Below are 13,034 nucleotides of genomic sequence, written 5' to 3'. Positions count from 1 at the left end.
CCGGGTGTAGCCGAATTTATGTCGTTATCTTTGGAAGAAAAGACTATGGGTTTGTGAGAAATATCCCGTTGCTTTTCTTCTTATTTTCCCAGACGGTGTTCGATGTCTTCCACCAAACTGCTGGCTCCTATGCGGAACAGGTCTTTATTCAACCAATCGTTTCCTAATACTTCCTTGACGATGGTATAGTAGCGGACAGCCTCTTCTGCCGTGCGGACACCGCCTGCAACTTTAATACCGACACGTTTTCCCGTGATGGAATGGTACTTTTTCAAGACTTGGCACATCGTGTAAACGGCTTCCGGAGTGGCTCCCGGATAACCTTTCCCTGTCGATGTCTTGATGAAGTCCGCACCGGAATAGACTGCGAGGACAGCCGCCTTCTGAATGCTTTCGGGAGTCTGGAGAGCACCTGTCTCAAGGATGACCTTCAGTTTGGCATCACGGCAGCTTTCTTTGATCTCTTGAATTTCTTCGCTAAGTTCGTCATAATTTTCTTCGAGGAAATAGCCTAAGTTCATGACAACGTCGATTTCATCGGCTCCCTGCATGACGGCCATCGCTGTCTCGGCAATCTTTATTTCCATGAAGGTCTGCGAGGAAGGGAAACCGCCTGCTACGGACGCAATCTTTACCTCCTGTGCGGAGAGGGCCTCTTTTACCGTCTCAACAAACAGGGGATAGGTGCAGATGGCGGCAACGTTGGGTACGTCGGGGCGGGTTCCTTCGAAATCGTTCACCTTGTCGACCAGTTTCCAGATGCTCTCTTTCGTGTCGATACTGGTGAGGGAAGTCAGGTCGATGAAACCGTGAATCTGCTTCAAAACGTCGGGAGTGAAGTTGTCGTTCCCATGTTTTCCGAGCAGTGTCTTTACCCGTCCGGTCACTTCTTCCGTTGTGCCGGCCGCCTCGAATTTGGCGAATGCTTGCTGGTATTTATTGGTGTGGAGATGTTCGGTGTCTTCATCATGATGGTGATGTCCGCATCCACATTCGTGATCGTGTTCGTGTACCATAATCTTATAGTTTTTTATTGTTTATATGTCGTTCTTTATCCCGGTTCGTTTTCTTTTGCAGGTTCTTTTCGAAAGCAGCCGTCAGGTCGACGCCTGTCTGGTTGGCAAGGCAAAGCAATACCCATAGGACATCGGCCATTTCATCGCCTAAATCGCGGTGTTTCTCGCTCTCCTTGAAAGATTGTTCACCATATGTGCGGGCCATGATGCGGGCCAGTTCGCCGACTTCTTCGGTCAGAATGGTCATATTCGTCAGTTCGTTGAAGTAGCGGACACCATACGTTTTGATCCAGCTGTCCACCTGCTCCTGTGCCTGTTTAAGCGTAATTTCTGCCATATCTTTTCATTCTTTGTTTTGTGAGTCGATCCAGATCGTGACAGGCCCATCGTTCACCAGTTCCACTTTCATGTCGGCGCCGAACGTGCCGGTCTGTACTTCCTTTCCGATCTGCAGGCCCATCTCGGCGCAAAAAGCTTCGTACATCGGAATGGCTATGTCCGGTTTGGAGGCATGGATATAGGAAGGGCGGTTTCCCTTCTTTGTGGAGGCGTGCAGGGTAAACTGGCTGACCACCATCACTTCGCCTTCCGTTTCGACGATAGAACGGTTCATAACGCCGTTTTCATCGTCAAAGATGCGCAGGTTGGCAATCTTCTTGCACAACCATTCGATATCTTCTTGCGTGTCGCGGTCTTCAATACCGACCAGTACGAGCAGACCTTTCCCGATTTTGGATTTCAGCTGTCCGTCTATGGTTACGGAGGCATGCTGTACCCGTTGTATCAATGTTCTCATATCTTTATTTTAAACCATTTAATAATGCTTTTGTTTTGGCTTCTCCGATTACCTCTTTCAGTTCGTCGAAGCCGGCTTCACGTATTCGTTTTACGCTCTTAAAATGACGTAAAAGTAATACTTTTGTCTTTTCTCCGATCCCTTTTATCGTATCCAATTCGGATTTTGTCTGGCTTTTGCTGCGCTTATCCTTATGGAAAGTGATGGCGAAACGATGCACCTCGTCCTGTATTTGCGTGAAGAATTTGAACATGAAACTTTGTATCGGCATGCCGATCGTTTCGGGAGGGAAGCCGAACAGGAGTTCCGAAGTCCGGTGTTTCCCGTCTTTTGCCAACCCGGCTATCGGAATGTCCAAGTGCAGTTCGTCCTGGATCACTTCGCGTACGACTTCCATTTGCCCCTTTCCACCGTCGGTGATGATCAGGTCGGGCAGGGGAGTCTCTTCGACGATGGCACGCTGGTAGCGGCGACGTACGACCTCTTTCATGGAGGCATAGTCGTCCGGGCCGACAACCGTTTTGATGTTGTATTTCCGGTAATCTTTTTTCGATGGTTTCGCCATTTTGAAGACGACACACGCAGCTACCGCGTCGCTTCCCTGTATATTGGAATTGTCGAAACACTCGATATGAGCCGGTAATTTGGGGAGATGGAGCGTCTCCTGTATCTCTTTTAAAAGACGTGTGCTGCGTTGCTCCGGGTTCAGTTTCTCCGCCTGTTTCAGCTTGTCGACCTTATACTGCTTCACGTTCATTTCCGATAATTCCACCAGCTTCTTTTTATCTCCGCGCTGCGGAACGGTGATCGAAACGTTTTCCAGTTCTATATCCAACGGAAAAGGAACGATGATTTCGCGTGCAGTGCTTTTAAAGCGGTTGCGCATTTCGATGATCCCCAAGCTGAGCAACTCCTCTTTCGACTCGTCCAAACGCTTTTTATATTCGAATGTATAGGCTTGCACGATCGCTCCGTTGCCGATATGCAGGTAATTGATGTAGGCGGAATTCTCGTTTTCGGCCAGTGAGAATACGTCTATATTGTGGAGCATCGGGGTGACCACTGTCGATTTGGAGCGGTAATTCTCGATGACTTCATACTTTTCTTTGATCTTCTGTGCTTCTTCGAACCGCAATTCTCCTGCCAGTTTCTGCATCTCTTCATACAGATGTTTGCTTATTTGCGAGATATTCCCGCGTAGGATTTCCTTTATTTCGGAAATGTTTTGCTGGTATTCCTCCAATGTCTGCAATCCTTCACAAGGCCCTTTGCAGCGCTTGATATGGTATTCGAGGCATACCTTATACCGTCCTTTCGCAATGGATTCGGGAGTAAGAGGATATTTGCAGGTACGTAGCGGATACAGTTCTTTCAGCATTTGCAGCATGACCTTTGCCGTATAGATGGAAGGGTAGGGACCGTAATAGCGCGAACCGTCCCGTACGATATTCCGGGTTTGGAATACGCGCGGGAAATATTCGTTCTTGACAACGATGGACGGATAGGTCTTGTCGTCTTTCAATAGCACGTTGTACCGGGGACGATATTGCTTGATCAGGTTATTCTCCAAAAGAAGTGCATCCTCTTCCGTGTCGACAACAAAATATTTGATGTCTCGTATCTGCTTGACCAGGACACGTGTTTTGTTGCTGTCGTGTTCTTTGTTGAAATAGGAGGAAACGCGACGCTTCAGGTTCTTTGCTTTGCCTACATAGATGATCGTCCCCTTCTCGTCAAAGTATTGGTAGCAGCCAGGCGATTCCGGTATGACGGAAAGGATTGTTTTTATATGTTCCTCGGTTGCGCTCATTGCTTTTTGCATCTGTTTCTATCCTATTTTCAGTCTTTTACGCTATTGTTGTTAAAGTAAATGTTTCACGTGGAACATTCCACGTTTAGCGTCCCAGCATCACCAGAAGGATATTGATGTCGCTCGGTGAGATGCCCGGAATACGGCTTGCCTGGGCTATCGTGTCTGGATCTATCCGTGTCAGTTTCTGGCGGGCTTCCGTAGACAAAGACTGGATCGCATTGTAGTCAAACTTGCCTTTGATATGGATATTTTCCAGGCGGTTTATCTTGTCGGCGATGATCTGCTCGCGGCGGATGTAGCCGCTATACTTGATTAATATTTCTGCCGCTTCGATGATCTCCTCTTTTCGTGAAACAGGGACCTTGTCCAGCTCTGTCCGGAATGCCGGAACCAGTTCCGCGATATTCTCCAAGGTGATCTGAGGACGTGGAATCAGTTCGATCAACTTGCATCCGTGTGCGAGCGGGGTAGTGCCCAACGCCTCCAGGCCACTGTTTATATATTGCGGTTTGATGGAGTAGTTTTCTGCGAAAGAAATAATCGCATCCCGGCTTGCCTTTTTCTCTTTCAACAGATCGTAGCGGTCCTGCTTTGCCAAACCGAGATGATACGACTTTTCCGTCAAACGCATGTCTGCATCATCTTGGCGGAGCAGAATGCGATATTCTGCACGTGAGGTAAACATACGGTAAGGCTCGTCTACGCCTTTTGTGACAAGATCGTCGATCAGTACGCCGATATAGGCTTCGTCGCGTCCTAAAACGAACGGATCTCCGCCGTGGCAATTGATATGTGCGTTTATGCCGGCTACCAATCCTTGTCCGCCGGCTTCCTCATATCCGGTCGTCCCGTTGATCTGTCCGGCAAAGAAGAGGTTGCGGATTAGTTTTGTTTCCAAATTATGGTGGAGCTGCGTCGGATCGAAGAAATCATATTCGATAGCATATCCCGGACGATAGATCTGTATGTCCCGGAATGCCGGTATCTGTTGTAAGGCACGTAGCTGGATATCCAACGGAAGGGAGGATGAGAAGCCGTTCAGGTAGTATTCCTGTGTCGTTTCACCTTCCGGTTCCAGGAATAGTTGGTGTTGTGGCTTGTCCGCAAACGTTACGATTTTTGTCTCGATGCTCGGACAGTAACGTGGGCCGATGCTTTGGATTTGCCCGTTATACAACGGGGAGTCGGGGAGACCTTCGCGCAGGACTGCATGACAGGCTTCGTTGGTGAACGTTGTCCAACAGCTAAGTTGTTTCAAAACGCGGTGCGAGGTGTCCATATAAGAAAACTTATGGAAGTCGTTTTCTCCGGGCTGTTCCGCCATTTCATCGAAGTGCACGCTGCGTGCATCGATACGCACAGGTGTTCCGGTCTTCATCCGTTCGGATTTGATGCCTAATGAGACCAGTTGTTCGGTCAGTCCGGTTGCAGCCGGCTCGGCTATACGACCGCCTCTGATCTGTGTCCGTCCGATATGCATAAGCCCGTTCAGGAAAGTCCCGTTTGTCAGAACCACGCTTTTCGCATGGAACTCGACTCCCATATCCGTTTTTACGCCGCATACGGTATTCCCGTCGAGCAACAGTTCGCGTACGGTATCCTGCCAGATATACAGGTTCGGCAGGTTTTCCAGTATTCCCCGCCAGCATTCGATGAAACGGGCGCGGTCGCTCTGGGAGCGCGGACTCCACATGGCCGGTCCCTTGCTTTGGTTCAGCATACGGAATTGGATGGCTGTCCGGTCCGTCACAATTCCCATATATCCGCCTAAGGCATCGATTTCACGGACGATCTGTCCTTTGGCGATACCTCCGACTGCCGGATTGCAACTCATCTGTGCAATCTTGTTCATATCCATTGTAATGAGAAGCGTCTTTGAACCCATATTGGCGGCTGCCGCTGCGGCTTCACAGCCTGCATGACCGGCACCTACCACGATTACATCGTAATTGAAAGTCATTGTCCTAATTGTCTTTGTTTCTTTTGCAAAGATAATAGTTTGTACGGGATTTTTGTTATATTTGTGAGTCTTGGAATATCTAAGTAATACTAAAGGAATAAGAGTATGGAAACCCGGATATCTTCTTCTTCGATGGACAATGCCAATAAAATAAAAACGTCTGTCATGCTTCTGCTTTTATATGGTATCTGTATATTTCCGGCTTGGGATGGCAATCTGTCTGTTTTGTTAGGTTTGTTTGCCGTCAGTTCGATCTTTTGTATGCTTACTCGAGGATTTATGCCAAACCGTTTTATTGTGGATGGAGAAAAACTGGTGATAGATGCGTATTTTCGGAAGACGTATATAAACATAGAGGAAATCCTTTCGGCTCGCGAGGTCGACCGGCTGGATTTAGGAATAATGATCCGTTCATTTGGTGTCGGTTGGTTGTTTGGTGATCTCGGATATTTTTCTTCTACTGCTATCGGACGTGTAAAAGTTTTTGCCCGGCGTTCTGATAACCGTATTCTGATTACGACTTCCCGCCGTGGTAACTTTATCATTGCACCCGATGATCCTGAATTTATCCATTATCTGAACCAAGCGATACTTTGGAGATAGGGAGACAATACGACCCTATCCTATCATAACCGCCAGTGCAGCGTTTTACTGGTTCTGAGCATCTTATACTTATGATTATAAGTCTAAAAGAAATGATATGAAAAAGTATGTACTTTTGTTAGGGCTGTTGATACAAGCTGTGTCGGTTTTGGCCCAGGAGACGTCTGTCGGGAAGTCGATATTCTCCGTTCATGCAGGGCCTTCCTGGTATTTGGGGAAAATGATCGGGATCACGAACAACTCCGATGCTTATCGGAATGATTTGCGGAATGGGATCGCCTGGGATGCCAATTATTATTTCTTAGGAGACAAATATATCTTCGGTTCGTTTAAACTCGCTCCCGGACTTATCTATCAGGGTGGACGTTATAAAAATACTCATGACGAAAGTTCCGACAAGATACTGATGCATTATATCGCGCCTCAGCTTGCCTTGTTTATGGTGAAGCAGAAATACAATCTGTCTTTATCGACCGGGGTGGGATATCAGCATTATAAAGATAAAAGTTTTGTGTACGGCAAGCCGCGGAATGTGTCAATGAATAAACTGGCCTATAATCTGTCGGCGGGAGGCGAGTATCGTCTTTCTCCATTGGTGGGGATTTCTGCAAAATTGAATTGGATCGTTACCTCCTCCGAGAGCTATTCGGTCAGGTATCACGGTCAGAAATGGCAGGTCGAATCTCCTGAATTGAGTGGTGGCGGAGGATGTTTCTCCCAATTATCCTTATTGTTCGGTATGAATTTACACTTTTAATCAGATACGGTTATGAGACATCTGTTATTTATCTGTTTGTTGCTGTTTTGTGTGGCCTGTGAAGAGAACGAATCGGTCGATCCGACGATCATGCCCGAAGCTACTACGACCGGGGCGAATACATTTGGTTGCTTGGTTGACGGCTGGGTGTATACAAGCGGCCGGTGGGGGATGCCTTCTGCGGAATATTTGGAGCGGGAAGAGGGTTCCAGCGTGACGGTTTCGGCGCAGGTCGGTCTCGGTTCGTATATCCGTTTTACGATTGCCGATCCCAAGGAGGGAGAAACGCTTCCTTATGTGAATCTCTCTTTTGAAAATCAAAATATGGAAGATGGCAAGGTCTACATCTCCCGTATGTCGGACGGCGTGTTCAGCGGCACTTTCGAGGGAGGACGCATTACGGAAGGCCGTTTCGATTTGAAATATAAGGAATGAGCAGTTATTTAGATGGCTTGGTTTATAATTGTTTTAATACTTCCATCACATAGTTTCGCCGTTGGCGGGAAATGCTGACCGAGGCTCCGTCCTTCATGCGTATATATCCACCGTCGCTTTTGATGAAACTTTTGATTTCATCCAGGTTGATCAGATGTGATTGGTGGACGCGAAGGAAATGGTAAGGGGCCAGTAGTTCGTCAAACTCCTTGAGTGTCTTCGATACGATCAGTTTTTCTCCCGATTTCAAATAGAAAGTCGTGTAGTTGCTTTCGGATTCGCAACGGATGATGGAACCGATTTCTACAAACTCTATCTTATCGGCGACCGACAGAGCTATTTTCTTTTGTTTGTCCAATGCTTGCGTGTTTTGCAGGAGGTTCTGCATCCGTTTGTTCTCCTGTTTCCGAAGGACGACCTGGACCGCCTTGTCTACGGCATGCGTCAGTTCTTCCGGGTCGATAGGCTTCAGCAGATAGTCGAGCGCACTGAAGCGGATGGCCTGGATCGCATAGCTATCGTAGGCGGTAACGAAAATCACTTCGAAAGGAATTTCCGGAAGGCTACCTAAGAGGGAGAAACCGGTGTCGTCGCCCAACCGGATATCTAGGAAAAGGATGTCCGGTTTAGCTTCGGGCAGTACGGTACGGGCTTCGATGACGGAGCTGCAAATGGCCGATATCCTGATCTGCGGACAATAGTTCCCGATCATGCGGAGCAGGTTCTCCCGGTTCCCCTGCTCGTCATCTACGATTGCTGCGGTTATTTTGGTGTCCATATTTTGTCTTATAAAGGGATGGATAGCCGGACATGGCAACCGGAAACAGATTCCTTCTTCTGCCTGTTTTCGATCGTTATGCCGATTTCCGTATTGTACAAATCCTTTAATATCTCGAACTCGTTGCTGATGGCACGGATACCGAAGCCGCTTTCCGTTTCAGTTACCATTCCGGGACCATCGTCGATGATGTCGATGACCAACAACTGGTCTTGCAAAGATAATCGAATTATGATTTCTCCCGTACCGCGCGGAGCGATTCCGTGTTTGACGGCATTTTCGACGAAAGGCTGTATCAGCATCCCCGGAATCTCGATCGCATCCGGTTCGATATTATTGTCTACCGTCAGCGAGTAGGAGAAGGGGAAACGGAGCTGTTCGAGCTTCAGGTAGAGCTGCAACTGTTCGATCTCGTCAGAGAGGGGGATCAGTTTCTTTTCGGAAGTCGCCAGCACTTTCCGCAACAGGCGTGAGAAGTCGATCAAATACTTATTCGCCTCCTGATTGGCCGAGCGGTTGATCAGATTCTGGATCGAACTGAGCGCATTAAAAATAAAATGCGGGTTCATCTGTGAACGGATGGCGCGTAGTTCGAGTTCACGGATACGGCGGCGGTTACGTTCCTTCTTTTGCTTCCCTTTCACCCTGGAATAATAAGCGATACCGATGATTGCAGCGATTAAAAGCGTACCTAATACTCCTTCTTTGAATCCTTTTAGAAAATCGTTGAAAGATTCGTCTTCCCGTTTCAGGTCGTTTTGAATGATTTCCAAGGCGGGGCTGGGGTCAAATTGCCAATTCGTAAATTGCCGATGGAGGATGGTCCCGTCTTCACGCATCAGGATAGTCACGGTGCCGAGTTCCTTACGCCTTAATTCTTCTATTTGCAGATCGGAAATAGCTTTAAAAGGCTTTACCCGTTTGGCATTGTTAGATTGGAATTTTGAATATAATTCGAGTTGTACGATGGAGGCCAGCCCTTCCGATTCGAGGCGTTTCTTGAAATCGAGTGCATTTTGAAGGCTTGGCGCTGGAAGACCTTGTTCCCTCGTTGATAAAAACAGCAGGATGTATTTTCGGTCGCTTCCTTTCACCAGATGCAGGCTATCGGCTATCTTAAGGCCGCTTTCCCGGATATTTTTTCCGGCTTCGAAGGGCAATAGTTTATCGTATGCTCTTCGAAGCTGATTTGTCAGGCTGGTATCCGGACAGGAGCGGATAAAATCGTTGTAATCTTCTTGAGTTTCAGCTAACGTTTTATCGTGCATTAAAAATTGTAAATTCATTCCGTTTACTTGATATTTGGGAAAGCCGGAGAGGATATGTTTATTCAGATAATAATCATCTGCCTTTTCCTTCGCTTTTTGTGTTTTTAGGTTCAGGTTATCTGCTTTCAATTCCTGTTTCTTATACATCGTGTAAACATTCAAAAAATAAAAGTAATTAGCGACCTCCGGTCGATGCATGCTGTATGCAAAATCGATAAGTGGATTGACCGAGACGAAATAGGGAGCTTGCCAGTCGACCAAGCCGCTTTTGTGCCAAACTTCTTTATCGCTGGCATACATATAGAGATGAAGGGCAAGCGCCCCTTTAAGATACTGTTCCGAACGTTCGAATACCATCTGCCAATAAGGATCCATGTTTTTAAAATCTTTCGCTAATACATTTTGGAACAAAGATTCGCGGAGTTGGAAGGCTTTTTTCATTTTATCGGGAGATTCGAGGTCCGAAGGGTACATATAAAGGTCTGATTCGTACAGGTCGGCGAATCTTCGGTAGCTGTATTGGAAATTGCTTTGTTCGCTTCCCCGTCCCTGATAACGTCTTTTGTGTGTTGTGGCAAACAATTCTTTGTCTTGCGTGATGGAATCCCCCGGAGTAAGCAGGATCGTCACCCGTTCGCCCACTTTGTGTTCGGTCGGGTAGGGGATGAATATCTTCTTGTGGACGGTCGAATCGTCAGACAAGTCGAAATTGACATAGCTACACGTAAATTCCGTATTCGGAGGAAGGGAGAACGAGGCGTCGATGACCCGCGTGTTTTGTGCCAGCCGAGGCATCCCGTCTTCCTGCCAGCCGGTCAGGATATCCTGTACCGCCGGTGCAAGCTGTTTGTCCAAGGGTAAGGAATCCTGGATAGTCGTTCCCGGATAGGCAGACAACCCTGCCTGTCTTACTCCGAAAGGAACATAGTTTTTCGAGTAAGAAAAGGTAGTTTCTTGTTTGTCTAAAGTATGTGCTTTCCGGCTTTCCCGATCGTATGTGACGCGCAGGAACCGTTTGCCGACCATCCCGTGATCGAATGTGAAGTCCTGTTGATAACGGCTGTCAAAATAGTAGAAACCGGGCTTCCCGGTATCGTTCCTGCAATCGTACAGGCTCTTGAACGTATAATCAAGGGTGAGGGTACGTTCATTCAGATCCGTTACGGTCGCCTTAAAGATGACTCGTCGGATGTTTTCCGCCCGCCAGGGAACCTTTTCTTCGATGCCCGGAGCCACATAGGGATAGTAGTGGACGGACTCGATTTCCACCCAATCGCCCTTTTTCAAAGAGTCGGGGGTATAGGGGATGAACGTTTCAGCCGAACTGCTGTTTACTAGAAAAAGGAGAAGCAATAGGAGCGTTGTTGTTTTCATACCTGTAAAAATAAGATGAATCATTGAATTACCCTTCAAATATATCCCGTAAAGACCGCTTATTATTGACTTAATGAGCGGATGGTTGTTTTGAATGAGTATTTGAAATAAAAGTTTGTTGTATATTGTTTATTTTATTTCTGACTTTGTGAAAAGGATGGAATTACTGTAGCAGCCACTTCTTTCAATCAGCCCTTTAGCTTTCCCCCTTTATAATCTCGGATAAGATCCGATGCTTCTAAAAATTGGCAGGACGGGATTTTGCCGTTTAAAGGTTTTGATTTTAATATATCCTAAGGATTACTTTTTGTGTTTGACCAACATGATCACCCGATTGTCATCCTCTTCCAATGTTGCAGCGACTTCTTTTAGTTTGCCTTTCAACTTCCCTTTTTTATAGTCCTCGCAAAGGTCGAAAGCATTTATAGTTGCCCATAATTCACCTTTGGAATTGATAGGGGTCAGCATGACCATATAGAATTCTTTTTTATAAGAATAATCGCCATTGTATATGATATACCTGAAGAAATCCTTTTCCTCTGTATCGTACACGAAGTAGGTTCTCGGAAAGCCTTCTTCTTTGCTGAAATCATATACGTTCTTTATACTTTCCATGAAATAATAACGATCGGAAACCAACTTTAAAACCAAGAAAGATTCTGGATTCATAATGTGAATAGGAGGTGTTCGCACGATAAACGGCCGCAAATTGTAATCGGGCATTAATGTGTAGATCGTGTCTGACGAGGGTTCTAATAGAATCCAATTGCCATTGAATGGGATTATTCTACTGTATTCGCCCGGTCCGGCAGCTCTCGTTCCTCCTTCATGTCTTAAAAGTTGAAGAAATAGCTTCTTTTCTTTAAATGGGGTTCTAATCTCTTTGGTTATGTTTCCGTCTTGCTTCGATACGAGTAGGAATGGTATCTCTTGATTGCATTCATCGTAACAAATCAGATTCTCTTTATCGTAATTAAATATGTCCAAATAAAACTGGGTATCACCATCTTGTTTCTGTTTGATACTTCGTTTAAAATTTCCCTCCAAGTCATAGACCTTTATTTTTCTTGCCAAGAAATCGTTTATAAACATTTCATTGTTTTCTTCATCCAATGTAACACTTCTACAAGAGATGTATTCTTCTCCTCCTTGCCCTTTACGATTTATCTTACGAATGGCTTTTCCGGTCCGGTCATACACAAAAATATCACCGTCATCCCTATAGTTCTTTGCTAATATGAATTCTTTACCTATAGCCTGCACAAACCCTTGATTAACAAAATCATCGTTTGTTTCCAGCGGGATATATTCTACATCCATGAAATCTTGAAGAGCCAGTTCCTTTTTGGGAAAAGAATTATTGGTTACATCTACTGTGATCAAGTCGTCTGCCGTTTGATCCAGTCTTTTACAACCTGTCGTTATTAACAGAATAGATAGAAAGAAAGTAGTTGTGCCTTTCATACCGGATCATTTATTATTGTTACCAATCCCTTATTTGCCTGTTTCCAGGTATCCAAATCTATGTGATAACATCGGGGGAGTATCCGGCAAATAAGCAAATAGCCGTTTGGTATGAGTATTTGGGTAGTGATAGTGAGTAATCGGTTTTGGGAGCATTGCTCCGGTAATTTCTGTTTTCACCGGAGCATGTGCAGGCTTTTATCAGGCACACATATCATACAACCTCTTCAGTAGCATCCTTAACAGGAAGCGGCTCCAGACATTTCTTTTTACCGGGAAAGTTGACTTTCCCAGCATTCCTCCGGCAATATCGCCAGGGCTTTGTTTTCGTTGGCCTCCATGAGCTCGCGTTCCCCAGGTCCTTTATCGTTGATGCCGCAGAGGTGGAGGATACCGTGGATGATGGTACGGTGGAGTTCCTCGTTGTAGGGAGTGTTGAAGGCTTCGGAATTAGTCTTCACCGTATCGAGGCTGATAAACAGGTCGCCGGAGATCTTATCGCCGCTCGTATAATCGAACGTGATGATATCTGTATAATAATCATGTTGGAGGTACTGGCGGTTTACTTCCAGAATCTTCTCGTCGGAGCAGAAGATGTAGCTGATATCGCCGACCTTCTTACCGTATGTGGCGGCAACTTCCTTTACCCAGTTGCCGACCGCTCTCTTTTTGATTGCCGGAAGCTTGGTGTCTTCCGCGTAGAATGCTATTGCCATATTGTTATTCTTTTTATGTTTTATCTTACCGAATGATATGTTAAAAATAATTAC

The 13,034-nt window shown here is 46.1% G+C and carries 12 protein-coding genes; 3 read left to right on the top strand and 9 right to left on the bottom strand.

Annotated features, from left to right (window positions below; translation table 11 throughout):
* Nucleotides 1-80 precede the first annotated feature (80 nt).
* The 5 genes from deoC to mnmG all read right to left on the bottom strand — a co-directional run bounded on the left by deoC (nt 81) and on the right by mnmG (nt 5,585).
* Entirely contained in the window at nt 81-1,016 is a 936-nt protein-coding gene (deoC, locus tag KTG12_RS00125) for a deoxyribose-phosphate aldolase (RefSeq protein ID WP_005633819.1), read from the bottom strand.
* A 4-nt stretch (nt 1,017-1,020) separates the two neighbouring features.
* Nucleotides 1,021-1,353, bottom strand: a complete 333-nt coding sequence (locus tag KTG12_RS00120) for a nucleotide pyrophosphohydrolase (protein ID WP_005633817.1) — start codon at nt 1,351-1,353, stop codon at nt 1,021-1,023.
* Between the two features lie 6 nt (nt 1,354-1,359).
* The gene (gene dtd / locus KTG12_RS00115) at nt 1,360-1,812 is read right to left on the bottom strand and encodes a D-aminoacyl-tRNA deacylase (protein WP_138272577.1); all 453 of its coding nucleotides are present in this window, start codon (nt 1,810-1,812) and stop codon (nt 1,360-1,362) included.
* A 4-nt stretch (nt 1,813-1,816) separates the two neighbouring features.
* Entirely contained in the window at nt 1,817-3,622 is a 1,806-nt protein-coding gene (gene uvrC / locus KTG12_RS00110; RefSeq protein WP_122204104.1) for an excinuclease ABC subunit UvrC, read from the bottom strand.
* Between the two features lie 85 nt (nt 3,623-3,707).
* Nucleotides 3,708-5,585 carry a tRNA uridine-5-carboxymethylaminomethyl(34) synthesis enzyme MnmG gene (mnmG, locus tag KTG12_RS00105; RefSeq protein WP_138272576.1) on the bottom strand — a complete coding sequence of 626 codons (1,878 nt, stop codon included), beginning with the start codon at nt 5,583-5,585 and terminating at the stop codon, nt 3,708-3,710.
* 105 nt (nt 5,586-5,690) lie between these two features.
* Between mnmG and KTG12_RS00100 the strand changes: the two genes are divergently transcribed.
* The 3 genes from KTG12_RS00100 (at nt 5,691) to KTG12_RS00090 (ending at nt 7,380) form a co-directional block, all read left to right on the top strand.
* Nucleotides 5,691-6,188 (top strand): PH domain-containing protein, encoded by a 498-nt coding sequence (locus tag KTG12_RS00100; RefSeq protein WP_005645125.1) that lies wholly within the window; start codon nt 5,691-5,693, stop codon nt 6,186-6,188.
* Between the two features lie 97 nt (nt 6,189-6,285).
* Nucleotides 6,286-6,945, top strand: coding sequence for a hypothetical protein (locus KTG12_RS00095; protein WP_138272575.1), 660 nt, complete (start codon nt 6,286-6,288; stop codon nt 6,943-6,945).
* 12 nt (nt 6,946-6,957) lie between these two features.
* The gene (locus KTG12_RS00090; protein WP_005633806.1) at nt 6,958-7,380 is read left to right on the top strand and encodes a hypothetical protein; all 423 of its coding nucleotides are present in this window, start codon (nt 6,958-6,960) and stop codon (nt 7,378-7,380) included.
* 22 nt (nt 7,381-7,402) lie between these two features.
* Here KTG12_RS00090 and KTG12_RS00085 read toward each other — a convergent pair whose 3' ends face one another.
* From KTG12_RS00085 to ybeY, 4 genes are all read right to left on the bottom strand, one after another.
* Nucleotides 7,403-8,158, bottom strand: coding sequence for a LytTR family DNA-binding domain-containing protein (locus KTG12_RS00085; protein ID WP_122116558.1), 756 nt, complete (start codon nt 8,156-8,158; stop codon nt 7,403-7,405).
* Between the two features lie 8 nt (nt 8,159-8,166).
* On the bottom strand, nt 8,167-10,800 hold the full coding sequence (locus KTG12_RS00080) for a sensor histidine kinase (protein WP_155143964.1): 2,634 nt from the start codon (nt 10,798-10,800) through the stop codon (nt 8,167-8,169).
* A gap of 300 nt (nt 10,801-11,100) precedes the next feature.
* Nucleotides 11,101-12,264: a 6-bladed beta-propeller gene (locus tag KTG12_RS00075; RefSeq protein ID WP_155143961.1), complete on the bottom strand. Its 1,164-nt coding sequence runs from the start codon at nt 12,262-12,264 to the stop codon at nt 11,101-11,103.
* Between the two features lie 269 nt (nt 12,265-12,533).
* The gene (gene ybeY / locus KTG12_RS00070) at nt 12,534-12,980 is read right to left on the bottom strand and encodes an rRNA maturation RNase YbeY (protein ID WP_155143959.1); all 447 of its coding nucleotides are present in this window, start codon (nt 12,978-12,980) and stop codon (nt 12,534-12,536) included.
* Nucleotides 12,981-13,034 lie beyond the last annotated feature (54 nt).

Source organism: Parabacteroides sp. MSK.9.14 (assembly GCF_019041495.1).
In the GTDB taxonomy this organism is placed as follows: Bacteria; Bacteroidota; Bacteroidia; order Bacteroidales; family Tannerellaceae; genus Parabacteroides; species Parabacteroides merdae.
The sequence above is the reverse complement of the archived record's forward strand: the minus strand, read 5'-3'. Positions and strand labels throughout refer to the sequence as shown.